Here is an 18088-nt window from a genome sequence, read left to right as displayed (position 1 = left end):
TTTGACTAAAAGTTTCTAATTTCTAGGTATTTAGTTGCGCTTGTGCGCTCTTTAAGAGGGCTAAAGCCCAACAACGTACCTAATCAAGATATATTCTAAGTTGTTCAGCCATAACTTGAACATGAGGAGGGTAATTCATAGTAATATGATTTCCCGGTACTTCTCGAACCTCTACCCCGACCGTAGCAACCTCAATCCAAGGCAATTCAGGATTTTTAGGATTAACTTCATTTTGTTCGTTAGCACGAAAAAAGATAATTCGACCCGGATAAGTTTGTGGTATATAATTCTTCATCGCCTGAGCATGAGCTTTAAATAGATCAAGAAACTGGCGAATCTGAGGCAATCCAAAATCTGGAGGAACCACTCTATTAGCAATCTTTACCTGCTCCAAAAAATAGACAAGTTGCTCATCGCGATCGAGTTTTTGAAGGACATCAAAAGAAAGAGAAAGATTGAAACCAACACCCAGCAAATAAACCAGAATTGCCGTATCATCTTCTGTCGCCAAAATAGGCATTTGACCAGGACCAGGAGTATCTATTAAAGTTAGCAATGCTATCTCTTCCCCTAGCGCCTTGAGTTGCTGCGCCATCTCAAAGGCAACAGTGCCTCCAAAGGAAGAACCACCCAAAAAATAGGGGCCTTTAGGTTGTTGAACGCGCACTGCTTCGATATAGCGGGCAGCCATTTCCTCAACTTTAGTAAAAGACTCTGTTTCTACATCCGAGACGTGCGCCTGTATTCCGAAAACAGGCTGATCTGAACCTAGATAACGTGCTAAATCCCGATAAATGTAAACGTGACCGCCTACCGGATGAACTAAGAACAAAGGTTGTTTAAAAGTACCGCGCTGAATCTCCACTAACAAGGACTCAGAAGCTTGCTGGGTTTGCTGGTTATCACTCTCAGATAAGCCGGAATTGTCTTTAATTAATTCAGCCAAAGCTGGAATAGTAGATGATTGCAATAGGCTATGAGGAGATAATGATTTTTGCAATGTTTCGTTCACTTTGGTTATTAGTTGAACTGCTAATAATGAGTCTCCGCCTAAATCAAAAAAATCATCATGAATTCCTACTTGCTCGATACCGAGAAATTCTTGCCAGATACTAGCAATAGTTTGCTCAATCTCATCTCTAGGAGCAATATAGGTATTGTGTAAATTTGGTCGAGAATGGAGAGGTGTTGAATCTACTTGTTGATTTTCATCTGGTAAAGATGCAATTTTAATCGGTTGCTCGATTCCTGGTGCTTCAATCCAGTAACGTTGGCGCTCAAATGAATAGCTGGGCAATGGGATACGATAACGCTGCTCATCAGCATAAAATTTAGACCAATCTATTTGTACTCCTCCTAACCAGAGTTTACCCAATGTAGTAAGCAAGAAAGCTACATCTGAATTTTGGTCTTGTGGATGGCGTAATGAAGAAAGCACAATCTGTCCAGAGGCTTTATTTGGATGCTGTTTTGCTAGCGTGTTCAAAGTCCGTCCAGGCCCCACTTCTAGTAATATTTGATTGGGGTCTTTTAATAACTGTTGTAAGCCATCTGCAAACCTTACTGTTTGCCGCAGATGTTGAGCATAATAACTCGGACTTGTCGCCTCCGTCGCTGTAATCCAATTACCAGTAACGTTCGACAAATATGGAATTTTAGGCGATTTCAGATTAATTTTTTTCACCTGTTCAGTGAAGGGTTCTAAAATTGGCTCCATCATCTGTGAATGAAAGGCATGAGAAGTATGCAATCGGCGACACTCTACACCTTTTTCAACTAGCTTTTGTTGCAATTTATCTATGGCATCAGTAGCACCTGAAACCACGCTCATAGATGCTCCGCTAATCACAGCTAAATCGATTTTATTGCCCAAAAATGCTTGCACTTGCTGTTCTGGAAGTGGTACTGCCAGCATCGAACCAGCGGGCAGTTGTTGCATCAATTTACCTCGTGCAGCTACCAAGGATAAGGCATCTTCCAAGGAGAAAACACCAGCCAAACAAGCTGCTACATATTCACCAATGCTATGACCAATCATCGCTTTGGGCTGCACTCCCCAAGACATCCACAATTTAGCTAAAGCATATTCGATCGCAAACAGTGTTGGCTGTGTAATCGCAGTCTGCTTTAATTGGTTTGTCGCCGCTTCTGATTCGCTGGGATAAAGTACGTGGCGCAGGTCAATTCCCAAGTGAGGTTTAAGAATCTCTGAACAGATATCGATCTGCTCGCGAAATGTTGGTTCAACTTGGTAGAGTTCCAAGCTCATATTGATGTACTGCGAACCCTGTCCTGAAAACATAAATACGACAGGTCGATTTTTGGACTCTTGTAAGTTGGTAAAAACTCGTTTGGGATCGAGAGTATCAAGGGCAGTAATACCCTCTTCAATGTCATTACAAACTACTATGCGTCTATGGCTAAAAGCTCTTCTACCAACTTGAAGCGTATAAGCAACATCAGCAAGATTTTCATCTGGATGCTGCTTTAAATGGTTGCTCAAATTTGCAGTTGCACTATCAAGTGCAGAGCTAGTTTTCGCAGATAAAACCAACAGTTGTGATGGTCGGGATTCTCCAGATTCTTCTACACTAGGTGCTTCTTCTAGCACCACATGAGCATTAGTTCCACCAATGCCAAAGGAACTGACTCCAGCACGACGGGGTGTTTTACCTGCTTTCCATTCGGAAAGTTGTGTGTTAACATAAAAGGGACTATTGGCAAAATCAATCTTGGGATTAGCTTGTTCAAAATGCAGGCTAGGTGGTATTAATTGGTGTTTAAGAGCCTGGACAGTTTTGATTAAGCCAGTGACACCAGCAGCAGTATCTAAATGTCCGATATTGGTTTTGGCTGAACCGATCGCACAAAAGCCTTTTTTCTGAGTTTCAAGTGAGAAAGCTTGCGTCAGCGCGGCGATTTCAATCGGATCGCCGAGGGGTGTTCCGGTTCCGTGAGCTTCTATATAGGTGACAGTTTCAGGGGGAATTTCTGCGATCGCCAGAGCATCTGCGATCGCCTGCGCCTGACCATCTATACTGGGAGCTGTGTAGCCAATTTTGAAAGCACCATCATTATTAATAGCACAACCTTTGATTACCGCATGAATATAGTCTCCGTCTGCGATCGCCTCCTCTAATCTTTTCAAAACCACTATTCCCACACCGCTACCGCTAACAGTTCCCTGTGCCTTAGCATCAAAAGCTCTACAGTGTCCGTCTGGAGAAAGAATCATTCCCTCTTTATAAAAATATCCTGTCTTTTGATTAACGCCTATAGAAACGCCACCAGCTAAAGCCATATCGCATTGGTAATTTAGCAAGTTTTGGCAAGCCATACAGATAGAAACCAAGGAAGTAGAACAGGCTGTTTGGACAGTAACACTCGGCCCCTTCAAGTTTAATTTATAAGAAACGCGAGTTGACAGGAAATCTTTCTCATTGGCGATCGCAAGTTGGAAATCTCCAACTGATTCTCTAAGCTGATGATTAGGATAAAGGTTATTCAAAAAATAAGTATTGAAACTCCCTGCACCTGCGTAAACTCCAATCGAACCTTCGTAAGTTTCAGAATTGTAGCCAGCATTTTCTAGAGCCTCCCAAGCCGACTCCAAGAAAAAGCGGTGTTGTGGATCTGTGATTTCAGCTTCTCTAGGATTAAACCCAAAGAATGAAGCATCAAACAACTCAATATCTTCTAGTACGGCTCTTGCTTTTACATAGCGTGGGTCACGCACCACTGACTCATCAATGCCTGAAGATTTTAGTTCTTCTTCAGTAAAGAAAGAAATAGATTCCACACCATCGCGGAGGTTTTGCCAAAAATCATCAACATTTTTTGCGCCGGGAAAGCGACCTGCCATGCCGATGATAGCAATACCTTCTATAGAGTCGGGGGTTTCAGAGTTATCCATTTTTATTCTTTCCTTGCAAGCGCTGTTTTTGCTTTTGGCGAGTGATTGCGTCTTTTTGTTTTTTGATGCGATCTCGACTTTGCCCAAAAGAGGATTTTTCCTCTGGCGACTCACTTAAATATTTTGCCAAAGAGCTGATGGTTGGATATTTAAACATTTCAAGCATTGAAACTTCTCTATCCACCGCTTCGCGCAGTTGACTATGAGCCTGAGCCATCAGTAATGAATGACCGCCTAAGTCGAAGAAATTATCATCTACACCTACTTTTTCTAAGTGTAATACCTGTTGCCAAACTGTAGCGATAGCTTGTTCGATATCAGTTTGAGGGGCAACATAATTTGTTTCCAACTGTGGGTTAATAACATCGGGAGCTGGCAGCGCCTTACGGTCTATTTTACCATTGGGTGTGAGCGGCAAATGATTCAAAAATACAAAGCTGGAAGGTACCATATAGTCGGGTAACTTTTGCTTCAGAAAGTTGCGTAGACTGCCGACTGCTGTGCGTTGCAAAACTTTCAAGAAACCCTGAGCTTCGAGTAGGTAATCTATACTTTGTTGAACTAGAGCTTGCTCACTCCGAGTGAGAGCAAACTGAATCCCAGATTGTTGCCCTTGTCGCCAAACGATCCGACCCTCTAACCATTGATCCTCACTGCAACCAGGTAGACGCAGGTACAGACGGACAGGTTTACCGGGCTGATAATTATCTGGTACGCCTACTATGCAGACACCACCGATGGAAATGTCTTCTGTGCGAAGTTTCAACGCAGAAGTTCCATTAAATTGTGCCAGACACTCGCTTTGATAAGGAACCCGTTCTGGTCTGAGGTTGGAAAGAATATAAGCTACTAAGCGCTGGTTGCCGGAGACATCCTCGCGGTTGAGCACTAGGGACTCCTGCACATCTGGGTGTTGGCTTAATACCGCCTCAATTTCTCCTAATTCGATGCGGAAGCCGCGAATTTTCACTTGGTGATCGATGCGGCCTAGAAATTCGATATTGCCGTCAGGTAGGTAACGAGCTAAGTCGCCAGTTTTGTAGAGGCGAGAACCCAATTTGTTGCTAAAGGGGTTGGGGATAAAGCGATCGCTAGTTAGTTCTGGCCGGTTGAGATAGCCCCGCGCTAAACCAGCACCGCCAATGTAAAGTTCTCCCGGAACACCGATCGGAACAGGTTGCAGTTGAGTATTCAGAAGATAGACCTGTGAGTTAGCAATGGGCCGACCGATGGACGGTGACTCGCTAACTCCTTTTTTCACTAAAGCATAGGTGGAATAGGTGGTGTCTTCAGATGGGCCATAGAGGTTGAAGACCTGTTGGATTGTATTGCACTGATAAAGTTGCTGTACAAGTTTATTCTGAAGGGGTTCACCAGCCAGGTTAATGGTGCGTACAGAAGAAGGTATGCCGTCCATTCTCAGTAACTCTACGATCGCAGAAGGAACCGTATTGATCAGGGTGACATCAAGGGCGGCGGGTAATGTGGGTAAATGCAATGCGTTCTCTGCCAGAATGACTTTGCCACCCCAGCTAAGGGTAACAAACAACTCGAAGACTGACAGATCGAAGCAAATGGAGGTTGAGGCCAAAACTCCAGCGAGATCCTCTCGAGTAAAGACTTCTCTTGCCCAATCCAACAAAGCAACTGCATTGCGATGCTCGATCGCTACTCCCTTGGGTCTGCCTGTAGACCCCGAAGTGTAAATCACATAGGCCAGGTTCTCAGGCGTTAAGCTATATCCAGGGTTTTCCTCACTCTGTCGCTCAATAATTTCCCACTCTGTGTCTAGGCAAACAATACGCCCTTGATATTTGGGAAGAGATTCAACTAACCGCGCCTGAGTCAGCAGCACTGGTACTTGGGCATCTTCTAACATGAAGGTCAAACGCTCAGGGGGATATGCTGGATCTAGTGGCACATAAGCCCCGCCAGCTTTGAGAATGCCCAACAGTCCCACTACCATTTCTAGCGATCGCTCTACACAAATCCCCACCATTACTTCAGCGGTGACACCCAAATTGCGGAGATGATGCGCTAGCTTATTAGCTCGTTGGTTCAGTTCTTTATAAGTAAGTTGCTCATCTTCAAAGACTAATGCGATCACATCGGGCGATCGCTCTACCTGCTCTTCAAACAACTGGTGTATGCAAGCATCTTTAGGGTAATCGGTTGCGGTATCATTCCACGCCACTAACTGCTGCCGTTCAAACTCAGTTAAAATAGGCAGCTCTGCAATTTTCTGCTCTGGGTTAGCGACGATCGCTTCTAGTAAAGTCTGAAAATGCCCAACCATCCGATCGATCGTGTCAGCATTAAATAAATCTGTGCTGTACTCAAAACGACCGACTATGCCCTCTGATGTCTCCTGTAATTCCAGGGTTAAATCAAACTTTGCCGTTTCGGTATCAATATCTAACTGACTCCAATTCAGCATTGAATCAACGCCTGACATGGGGGGTTGCAGAACGAAAGCAACCTGAAACAGCGGGTTTTGACCCAAATTCCGCTCCGGTTGCAGTGCTTCTACCAATTTCTCAAAAGGCAAATCTTGGTAAGCAAATGCTCCCAAGGTAACTTCCCGCACTCTGTCAATCAACTGCCGGAAAGTAGGGTTGTCCTTGAGATCGGTACGCAGCACCACAGTGTTGACAAAGCAAGCGATTAGTTGCTGAATCCCTGGCTGGTTGCGTCCTGCGGTGACAGTGCCTACAACAATGTCGGTCTGCCCGGTGTAGCGATAGAGTAAGGTTTTGAAGGCTGCCAGCAGTGTCATGTAGAGGGTAACGCCTTCGTGATGGCTCAATTTCGCGATCGCCACACTCAGAGTTTGAGGTAGCGCTAAACATTGCCTTGCACCCCGAAAGGTTTGCATTGGCGATCGCATGCGATCAGTTGGCAGTTGCAGCGTTGGCAAATCCGCTAGTTGCTGCTTCCAGTATCTCAGTTGGTTTTCCAGCACTTCTCCCTGTAGCCATTGCCGTTGCCAGTAGGCAAAGTCTGCAAACTGAATGGATAATTCTGGGAGGGGCGATCGCAAACCTAAAGCAAAGGCGCTGTAAAGTGTCGCCAATTCCTTCATAAACAAGCCATACAGCGAAACACCATCGATCGCGATGTGGTGTATGGTCAGGAACAACCTGTAATCTGCTTCCCCCAACTGCATGAGAGTACCCCGCAGTAGCGGCCCTTCGGTCAGGTCAAAAGGCTGTTTCGCTTCCAAAGTTGCCAGTCGCAAGGCTTCAGTCTCCCGTTCTATCTCTGGTAATTCCTCAAGATTCACCACTGGTAAGGTGACATTAAAGGTATCTTGAATCATCATCACTGGTTGCCCATCTACCACAGCAAAGGTAGTTCGCAAAATTTCGTGACGCTTGATAATTTCGTTGATGCTGCGCTCTAGGGCAGTAATGTTGACGGAACCAGGGAGACGAATAGTAATCGGTTCGTTATAAAAAGGTATATCAGGAGCCAGTTGACATAGGAACCAGAGTTGTTGCTGACCGAAGGATAGAGGCAAGTCCCGATCGCGCGAAATTGGTAGAATCGGTGGAGCCTGTGATATGGGAGCTTTGTGGCTGGCGATTTCCAGATTATGAGCAAGATCGGCGACCGTGGCAGACTCAAATAAGGTACGCAAAGGTAATTCCACCTGGAAGGTGTCTCGTATTCGAGTTGCAATCTGCGTGACTAACAGAGAGTGACCTCCCAATTCTAAGAAGTTATCGCGAATACCGACTCGTTCTAGTCCCAGAACTTCAGCCCAAATTCCTGCTACTACCTCTTCGAGGGGAGTTTGAGGTGCTACATAATCTTGTCTTAGTTCGGGAGTTTTAACCGCAGGTGCTAGTAGCTTCTGACGGTCTATTTTACCGTTGGGCGTTAGCGGCAAGGTGTTCAGGAACACAAAGCTGGAGGGCACCATATAGTCCGGCAACTTCTCTTTCAGGAAGTTACGCAATTTGCCAGCGGCGGTACGTTGCAAAAATTTTAAGAAGCCTTGAGTTTCTAAGAGGTAGTCGATACTCTGCTGAATCACCGCTTCTTCACTGGGTGTGAGAGATAACTCAATCCCCGCCTGATTTCCCTGACACCAAGCGACAGTTCCCTCAAAACATTGCTCTTCGGTATCTCCCGGTAGTACAACGCGCAGTTGCAGGCGTTTACCTTGTGGCCAATTATCTGTCACCCCAATCACGCCGATGCCGCCGATGGAGATGTCTTCTGTTTGTAGCTTAACTGAGCGATCGCCCTCAATTTCTGCTAAACACTGGCTTTTAAAGGGTGTGCGTTCTGCGGTGACTTTGGAAACAATATAAGCGATCAAGCGTTTCTGTCCGGGGACATCTTCTTGTGCTGCTACTACGCCTACCTGCACGTCGGGGTGTTGTCCCAGCACTGCTTCGATCTCGCCTAGTTCGATGCGGAAGCCGCGAATTTTCGCTTGGTGGTCGATGCGACCTTGAAATTCGATGTTACCATCCGGGAGATAGCGACCAAGATCGCCTGTACAGTAAAGGCGTTCGCGTAGCGTTGCGTCAGCAGTATCGCTTGTATGGGGATGAGTGATGAAGCGCTTGCTAGTCTTTTCTTCATCTCGCCAATAGCATCTAGCCAAACCAATTCCACCGATGTAGAGTTCCCCGACTTCTCCCTCATTACAAGGCTCCATTGCTTGGTTGAGGACGTAGAATTTCTGGTTAGTCATTGACTTCCCGTAAGGGATGCTTTTCCAGGCGGGGTCAACGGTTTCGATGGGATATAAAATCGACCAGATAGAAGCCTCGGTTGCACCTCCTAAGCCGATAATAGCCGGGGTTGAGGGTTGGTCTGGCTGAGATATTCCACTCCTGCACGGGGCAGGCGGGAAGCCCACCCCACAAGAGGCTGATTTTTCTTGTGGGATGGGCATCTTGCCCGTCCTACTCCATTGAGGTTCAATATCTAAGTCTAAACTTTCGGACACCGACCTAGAAATTAAAGCTTTGATTTGATCTGGCAAAGTCAAAGGTATCCAATCGCCGCTGAGAAGGACTAATCGCAGCGATGATGACAGAGTGTTGCTATGAGCCGTTGCATAATCCACAAGCATCTGCATTAAGGCTGGTGCGGAGTTCCAAATTGTGACTTGTGCTTGGGCAATCAAATCCACCCAGTGAGCGGGATCTGGTGTTGCTGATACTTGAGGGATGACAACGGTTCCTCCCGCAGCCAGCAGACCGAAAATGTCATATACGGATAGGTCAAAGCTCAGGGAAGATAGAGCTAAGACGCGATCGCCACTTCCTACTTCAAAGCGGTTGTTGATGTCGATGAGGGTGTTGACTGCACCGCGATGCTCGATCGCTACTCCCTTGGGTTGACCAGTAGAGCCGGAGGTATAAATCACATAGGCTAAATTATCCGGTGTCACCCCACTGTCTGGGTTTTTGTCGGTGAAGCGATCGACTATTTCTGAATTCCCATCTAAACAGATGACACGCGCTTGGTGTTCGGGAAGAGACTCGACTAAATGCTGTTGTGTAAGCAAAACTGGCGTTTGGGAGTGTTCCAACATAAATGCCAGTCTATTTGGGGGATAATGCGGATCTAGTGGTACGTAAGCTCCCCCAGCTTTGAGAATACCTAATAGACCTACTACCATCTCTAGCGATCGTTCTACACAGGCTGCAACCAATACTTCTGGCCCCACACCCAAAGTCTTCAGATAATGCGCCAACTGGTTAGCTTGGGAGTTTAACTGTTGATAAGTTAGCTGCTTTCCTTCAAAAATTACGGCGATTGCATCAGGCGATCGATCTACTTGGAACTCAAATAGCTGGTGAATGCAAGTATCTTGGAAATTACCTAGCATTTTATTCTTCCTTAGATAGGGAAAATCTGAGTTTTTTTGAGTTTTTGACTCCGTTCCCATAAGCGTTGCGGAGTTAAGAGCGAACCATAGCCTAAAGGCTTAAATTATTTAAATAAATTGGCCGTCAGATTGGGGTGATAGCGCCTAGCACCAACCCATAAAGCTAAGCTCGGTAGACTTTTGCTGCGATCGCCTAACTTGCTTACTATACTAAGTTTAGCGATTTTTTTTGTGATCCCTGTCACTATTTTATCTATATTGTGAAGCCTGCGAATTTTGTTGTAAGCGCGAAGCTTTCAGGCAAAAACTATGAATGGTACAAGCGATTACTTTTGCTGAGTTCCCTGGTTGAGAGGAATCTCAATCACAAACTCTGCTCCCTGTCCAGGCGCGGAAATACAAGTCAGCCTACCATGATGTTTTTCTACTACAATTTGGTAGCTAATAGCCAACCCCAAACCAGTGCCTGAGCCGACAGGTTTCGTAGTAAAGAAAGGGTCAAAAACCTTCTGACTTACTTCCTCAGTCATCCCCGCTCCATTGTCGGCAATCCGAATCTCTACTTGGTTACTATTTATGACACTGGTGCGAATACGAACTTGTGATTTTTTCTTGGCGATTGATGCTATAGGAGAAGTCAGTAATGATTCCTCTATAGCATCAATTGCATTGCTCAGTATATTCATAAATGCTTGGTTCAGGAAGCCAGCGTAACATTCTATTTTAGGAAGCTCACCATACTCTTTAATAATTTCAATCCCAGGATGGTCGGGCTTAGCTTTTAGCTGATTTTGCAACAGTAGCAGAGTGCTCTCGATCCCTTCATGGATATCTACTGGTTTCATTACTGCCTCATCCAAGCGCGAAAAATTCCGCAGCGACAAGACAATCTGGCGGATGCGTTCTGCCCCTACCTGCATCGAATCAAGCAGTCTAGGAAAATCGGAAGTTAAGAATTCCAGATCGATATTTTCTGCTAAATCCTGAATTTCAGGAGTTGCATTAGGCAATTGCTCCTGATAGAGATTCAGCAACCCCAGCAAGTCATGAAAATAATCGCTAGCGGGGGTAAGATTGCCGTAGATAAAGTTAATTGGGTTGTTGATTTCATGAGCGATACCAGCAACCATTTGCCCCAGGCTTGACATTTTTTCAGTTTGAATTAGCTGAGTCTGTGTCGCTTGCAATTCTTTTAGGGTAAGTTCAAGTTGAATTGCTTGTTCTCTCAGGAGGCTATTTTTTTGTTTTAGCTGCTGAGTCCTATCTTCTACTTTTTGTTCTAGCGTTTGATTGTAATCCTCTAATTGTTCATTAGCTATTTTCAAGTGTTGAGTTGCGGTTTCCAATCTCCCATAGAGCATCGCATTTTTAAGGGATATAGCTATCTGTGAAGAAAGTATTTTTAATAATTCCAGCCTCTCCATTGTAAAGGCACCAGTAGTGATATTATTTTCCAAATAAAGAATGCCAATTAGCTTACCTTGATTAATAAGAGGTATCGATAATATTGACTTAGGTTTTGTTTTTATGACGTAAGGATCGTTCATGAATCTTTGTGACTCTCCTGCATCATTTAACACCACATTTTCTTTAGCTATGCCTACATAATTAATTATGGAAATAGGGAGATTCTCACTATTTTCAACAGGTGATTCTGAACACAAGACAACCACATCCCTATCCACAGCACCTGTAGCTTCTATCACTAACTTTCCATCTTTTTTTAAGATCAGACAGGCAGTTGTAGCTCCAGCATTTTCCATCACTATTTTAAGTAACTTATCTAGCAACTTATCAAGAACTATTTCTTCAGCCAAGGCAAGAGATGCTTTGTTAACAGTGGACAAATCCAAAACCGCTGAACTTCCTCCTGTGGTCGATGTTGTTGTCCTATTAATCTCTAGGCCTATGGATTCTCGCTTCAGCATCTCGGAAAATACCAAAGGATATCTAGACTCCAAATCTTTAACCTTGGCATGGGTTCCCCAACGAATATATCCGTAGTAAGCCTGTGTCAGATAGATTTGAGCAAACTTGTCTCTGCCGAGGGAGAAATAAAACTCTGCTGCCAGTTCTGAAGCTAGTGCTTCTTCCTGAATGTACCCTTGTTCTTTGGCTCCCGTTATAGCTCGGTCATAATAGTCCATTGCTTCTACAATTCGCCCTTGAATTCTGGCTTTTTCTGCCTCCACAAGCTCGTACTTATGTTTAAAGTTTGAGGGAGCCGATTCAGCCCAGCGCTGCAGTTTTTGCTGATTTTCATCAACAATAACCAGGTATTCTTGTTGCTCCAAGCTTGAAGCTTTGCAATACTGAGCAAGCAGAGCCAGCGAATAATAAAAGTTGTGAGGAGCAGAAACTACCATCCCCATTACACTGACTGCGTGTTCTGCTGCTAAACTGGCGTTGGTAACGGCATTTTTATGTTCTTTAAACAGATAAAAAAGAATCGTTTTGGCAAGATAGGTGATAAACAGCAAAATTCTATTGTTAGTTTCAATAAAAATCTGCAACATTGGTGTTTCATTAAAACTCTCGCCAACCAACTGACATTGAGCTTCAGCTTGATTTTGAAGATTTAATGTCATTTGGTGGAATATCTTGATGTAGTAGATAGAATAGTCTTGTTTTAGTTTGATTGCCAACTCAAGATATTGCCCTTGCTGTTGATCTACAATATCCAATCGTTCCCCTGTCAAAAATATGCTAGCGCAATAAACAGTAACACAATAACCAGCATATTCTATATCTCCAGTTTCCAGTCCACTTTGAAGCCCTGATAGTAAGGGAAGTAATGATTCTTTAGCAGGCTCTTTCCAATGTCTTACAAAACCGTTAAATAATTGGTGTACTTTACATCTAAGCGAGTTGGCATTAAATTTATCCAACAACTTTAAAGCCAAGTTGCCTGCATGATATCCAGCATCTATATCCCCGATTACTGAACACAGTATTATGCTATAAAAAACATAGGCAAAAGCAGCTAAGGCTGAATGACCATGTTTAACACAGATTTTAACCAGGGTTACTGCAAGCAGTGGCAAAATCTCTGGTTTGGCAGCGTAAGCAGGAGAAACAAGAGACATCAGTATCCTTAAAGCCGCTATTTTATAAGGGTCTGTCATCTCTGGGATATTGTCTAAATCTGCGAGAGAAGGCAACTCAACCACAAAACCGCTGCCATCTGCTTCGTTTGACAAAGAAACACCCAGCATATCCAGCACTTGCAGCCCTGTATCAATGGCTTTGAGCATCTGATTTTGAGCCATATAAAACTGTATTTGTAGCTCATATACTTTCACTTTTTCGAGCAGAGTGGTTGCTTGTTGCAGAACAACTTCAGCAAGAATTGCTGACCTTTCGTAATTGGTATTAAGATATTCCGCTTCTACGGCTTCTACATAGAGTGCGAGGGTCAGATCGTAGTTACTCTGCCAACTGTTTTCTGGTAAGAGTTTTAACCCTACTCTTAATTGCATGACCGCAGCTTCATAAGCTGATGCTACTTTGGCTTTTTTACCCGCTATGAAATTTAATTGAGCCAGCTTGTATTTTTCTTCTTGCTCGGTAATAAATTCTACTCCCACATTTAGCTGGTTAACAATATCAAAAACATTTTCTTCTAGTTCGTCTTGATGTGTATTCTGTAAGAGTAGTTGACCAATTTTTAGGTGGGTAGCTTTTTGCTGCTCAGAAGGAATTAGAGAATAAGCCGCTTGCTGTACGCGGTCATGCAAAAATTTATAGGATACTTTGTAAGTATTAATTTCTGAGGGGGCTGCTGAAGTATTGCCTATTACCAACGACTGATTACCCTTGCACAGTAACGGTATTTTGTAGGCACTTTCCCCGATGGGTAAAATTAAACTCGCCTGAAGCCCATCCCATAAAGCAGATGCCGTTTCTGATAATGTTTTTTCACTTACTATTGCCAAAACGTCTAAATTAAATCGGTTGCCAATACAAGCTGCTAACTTTAAAATTTTCTGCGTGTCGGGAGGCAGCTTTTGAATATTTTTGGCTATGAGTTCGACGACATTATAATCTGCTATCGCAACACTGTGAATTTGCCCCATATCCCACTGCCATTTGCCAATCCTGAAGTCAAATGTCAACAGTTTTTCTGCGTAAAGGGAGGTGAGCAGTTGAGTGAGAAAAAAGGGATTGCCTTGAGTTTTATTGTAAACTAACTCAGCCAATAACTTGCACTTTTCTATTTCATTGTTATTGTTTTTAGCAAGCAAACTTTCTTGCTCAATTTCTCCGTCTTGCTCGGAAAAACAAGTAACAGGGGGGACTGCTGATGAGCAGTTGTCACCCAAGGTGTCAGCAACTAATTGATTTACTGTACTAAGTGTCAACGGTTGGAGGATGATCTTATTTATTATGGCTCCGCTTGAAGAAATACTACCTAAAGTCTGCATTAAAGGATGAGTTGGGCTGACTTCGTTATCTCGATAGGCTCCAATCACTAATAAATATTGGCTATCTCGGTCAGTTAGCAGCACATTAACCAATTTCAAAGAAGCAGAATCTGCCCACTGCAAATCATCTAAAAATAAAACTAGCGGATGTGCTTTTTGGGTAAAAGTATGAATGAATTGTTTAAAGGCAAGATTGAAACGGTTTTGTGATTCGCTTGCTCCTAATTTAGGAACTTCAGGTTGCTCACCAACGACCAATTCCAATTCGGGAATAACGTCAATTATAACTTTAGTATTTTGACCTAAATCATTTAAAACTTTTTGTTTCCAAAAGTTAATTTTTTCAGGATTTTCTGTTAAAAGTTGCCGAATTAGTTCTTCAAAAGCTTGAATTAAAGCTCCATAGGGAATATTACGTTTAAATTGGTCAAACTTGCCGGCGATAAAATAACCCCTTGCTCCGACAATGGGTTTGTGGATTTCATAAACTAAGCAAGATTTACCTATTCCTGAGTAACCGGAAACTAGCATAATCTCGGATGTTCCAGCGCTAGCTCTGTCAAAAGCATCCATCAGCGTGGCTACTTGTGCTTCTCGTCCGTACAGTTTTTGTGGGATCAGAAATTGACCGGACTTATCACGCTCACCCGGAATGAAGTTACAATTTTGACCAGTTTCTTCTAATTGATTTAGACATTGTTCTAGATCCGCTTTGAGACCATAACCACTTTGATATCTATCTTCAGCAGTTTTGGCTAATAATTTCATAACTATGTCACAGATTGCTTTGACAATCTCACCATTTTGAATTTTAGATGTGGGATTATCGCTCGTAATTTCTAGTCTGCTCTTTTGCTCTTTTGCCGAGAGAATTTCCCACAGCGGGATCGGCTGTTTCGCGATGTGGCAGTGAACTAATTCCATGGGGTCTGTAGCGTTAAATGGCACTTCACCGCACAGCATTTCATAGAATGTGATACCTAAAGAGTAGAAGTCGGTGCGATAGTCAATTGAGCGATTCATCCGCCCTGTTTGCTCTGGCGATATATAGGCGATTGTGCCTTCTAGTAAAGTGGGATGGCTGAGTGTTTGGGTTTCTCTAGACAAGCGCGTGGCAATGCTAAAGTCAGTAATTTTCACTTCTAGCGTAGCAGGAGTGATGATGATATTTGTCGGCTTAATATCTTTATGAATAATTTTGTTTTCATGCAACTTAGCCAGAGTATCCGCTAACTGAATAGCAATTTTTAAAAATTCTTTTAGTTTAAGTTGGCGACTCTTTAAAAATTTTTTGAGGGCTTCTCCTCTTGAATCTTCTAATATCAGTGCTATACCATGACGATCATTTTCCAATCCATAGGGCTTGACAATACCTTCTAAATTGAGATGTCGGGAGATTTCATATTCATGTCTCAATTGCATAATCTCTTCGAGAGTAGGATAGTCTGCGACAAGGGCTTTGATAATCACAGCAGTCTGATCTTCCCTCCTCTCTGCGCGATAAACTACTGTATTTAAACCCTCATTAATCTTTTCTATTATTTTGTAAGTGGCATTGATATTCATAAATATTAAACCTCTCTTAACATTAACAGTATTTATTTGATTCTGTGCGAAAGTCAATAATTGGGGCAGTTAGGGTAAATATTTTTTTGTTTCTTTAATTAATCTTGAAACAGTAAAAAAGTATTTTTCGTTAACTATCTTAAAAGAATGAACTTTTGTAAAACATATGCTCCTTTTTATTTAAGTTTTATATTTTTGATGATACCACATCCCGCAGCTAAGTAGATAGGCGCAAAAAAATATAAATGGTCTGTAGCGGCGGGTTTAGCTCGTAATCATTGCTAGCCGAGATTTGCCCCTTTTAAAACCCACCCCGCCCACCTTCGTTTACAGCGGTTTTAAACCCTATGAGGTACAGTAACTACAATGAGTTAACCAAATTTTGAGAGCTTTGAGAGCGAGCGAGTCGAATCCGTGCACAAGTGCTGACTCTCAGTGTCACTACTTACGTGCACCAACCGAACGTATATCTTCTTTGAGCTTAGACTCTTCTGCTTTTAATCGGATTTAAATCGAGAGAAAAAGGAGACAGGTAAATAACTCGCTTCTCCTACGGCTTCAATCCACGCTTCGGGGTACCCCAGCATATTTCTCATTAACGTAGGGTTGGAACCATTGCTGAGAAATCTGGATCGCACGAGCAATCCCGGCAAGTGAAATACGTTCTAACAAGAATCGATCAATTAGTTCTCGTGTCTGCTAGTCAATCACCTTATGAATGCCGATGTTCAATGAATTGCCGATCGCACTTAAGCAACTTCAACCATTGTTTACCGTTGTGAATGCGGCCGTTTTTGACAGTCAGGCAAGAAGAACAGTTAGGACAAAGAGGGATTGTCAGGGATAAATTAGCAAAAACTACTGCTAATATAGCATCATTAGTTCTAGGGCACTACCGGAAAAATATGGTCTTTTTCCTAACCGCTAGAAAATCACATCAGTGCCATGTGCTATTTTGTACATCACTACTATGTATGATTACTTCTTTAGCACTACTAAGGTAGTTTATAGCTGCTCGATCGCACAATCAACTCACCTTGACGCGGATCGCGGCTGAAAATAAAAGCTCCTTCTTGAGTTTCGCCACTTGACAAAAAATCAATTTGTTGATCGCCGGATTCTACAATTTCACCATTGACGCGCAGTTCGGCAATAATTTGCACTGATTCTGCCGTTTCGCCGCCCGTGTTAGTTACTGTAAACGGTACGTAAAATTGCCCTTGAGTTTCGCGAATTTGTGCATTGCGAGTGACAGAAATAACCGGAGGTTCTTGCTTTTTAGTCACCCAGTTGTAGAGTACGAGCCCGGTGACGGTAAAGAGGATCAAGCAGGCGATGGCAAATGTCACCCATTCCGCAGGAGCTCTTTTTTGTTGCTGTTCGTTATTACTTTCACTCATACCGCCAACCTCCCTGCGGCGCCGCCAATTGTCGCCGGCAATCCCAATACTAACGTATAGCTCAACCAAATCGACCACGGGTCGTCAAAACTGAGTTTTTGGAAGAAAAACATCATAAATGCAGAAGCCGCCAGCGACACTAAATACGCCATGACAGTTTCGCTGAGGGGACGCTGAAAAACTCCTTGCTGTTGCTGCCGTTTTGCTTGATAAGTAAAGCCTGCTACAAATACAATACCGTATGAAATTAGCAGCGAAGCGGCGATAATTGCTAATTGCCAAGGCGGCGAAATCGCTGCCGCTAGCATGGGAATTTCGTCAGTTGGGGCGATATTGAAAGCAATTATCATCGCGCCGATTAAAGTAGCGCCGATATCTGCTACAGTTGGATTAATGGCAGGTTCGTTTTCGCTGTCTGAACTTTGATAGCGATCGCCACTCAAGAAACCGTTCGCCAGGGCAACTCCCAAGGCAAAGGGCAGGCCTTCAAAGATGATTTTCCCCAGACTTTCTTGCAGTGGAGTCTCCGGCGTAATTTCCCTGAGCAAAAACAGGATCAAAGCCGCGCAGACAATGCCGATGGCGATCGCTTCTACGGTATCGATTGCAGCATCTAGCCAGCGGATGTCCTTAGTTTTGCGAAAACCTTCAGTGCGAGTCAGCAAGAAAACGACGATAAAAGTAGTTGCAATGGCGATCGACATTTCCGCTGATTTAGTATACGAACCAATCCACCACACCTCCATCGTATAAAGCAGGGGAATCCCGAACAAAAAGCCGCCCGATGCACCTCGAATGATGTCGTTTAGTTCATTTGACCACTGATTTTTTCGTTTTTTTGATTTCTTCATGTGTCAGCGAAAACTAGCCTCTAAAAATTGGAAAATTAACTCTTTTTAAAACATTATTAAATAGAATACCAGATTTTTTG

5 protein-coding genes are annotated in these 18088 nt (G+C 43.4%); all 5 read right to left on the bottom strand.

The window, feature by feature from the left end; translation table 11 throughout:
- Positions 1 to 79: 79 nt before the first annotated feature.
- The 5 genes from QUA58_RS20605 to QUA58_RS20585 all read right to left on the bottom strand — a co-directional run bounded on the left by QUA58_RS20605 (position 80) and on the right by QUA58_RS20585 (position 18008).
- Positions 80 to 3913, bottom strand: a complete 3834-nt coding sequence (locus tag QUA58_RS20605) for a beta-ketoacyl synthase N-terminal-like domain-containing protein (RefSeq protein ID WP_333395634.1) — start codon at positions 3911 to 3913, stop codon at positions 80 to 82.
- The gene (locus QUA58_RS20600) at positions 3906 to 9767 is read right to left on the bottom strand and encodes an amino acid adenylation domain-containing protein (protein ID WP_333395632.1); all 5862 of its coding nucleotides are present in this window, start codon (positions 9765 to 9767) and stop codon (positions 3906 to 3908) included. Before QUA58_RS20600 ends, QUA58_RS20605 begins: the two co-directional genes overlap by 8 nt.
- 326 nt (positions 9768 to 10093) lie before the next feature.
- The gene (locus QUA58_RS20595; protein WP_333395630.1) at positions 10094 to 15757 is read right to left on the bottom strand and encodes an AAA family ATPase; all 5664 of its coding nucleotides are present in this window, start codon (positions 15755 to 15757) and stop codon (positions 10094 to 10096) included.
- Between the two features lie 995 nt (positions 15758 to 16752).
- Positions 16753 to 17157 (bottom strand): TIGR02588 family protein, encoded by a 405-nt coding sequence (locus QUA58_RS20590; RefSeq protein ID WP_333254188.1) that lies wholly within the window; start codon positions 17155 to 17157, stop codon positions 16753 to 16755.
- Positions 17154 to 18008 carry a TIGR02587 family membrane protein gene (locus QUA58_RS20585; protein WP_333254190.1) on the bottom strand — a complete coding sequence of 285 codons (855 nt, stop codon included), beginning with the start codon at positions 18006 to 18008 and terminating at the stop codon, positions 17154 to 17156. The genes QUA58_RS20590 and QUA58_RS20585 overlap by 4 nt, the downstream gene beginning before the upstream one ends.
- Between the last annotated feature and the right edge of the window lie 80 nt (positions 18009 to 18088).

Origin of the sequence: Microcoleus sp. N9_A1, assembly GCF_036701795.1 — a bacterium.
Lineage (GTDB): Bacteria > Cyanobacteriota > Cyanobacteriia > Cyanobacteriales > Microcoleaceae > Microcoleus.
The sequence above is the reverse complement of the archived record's forward strand: the minus strand, read 5'-3'. Positions and strand labels throughout refer to the sequence as shown.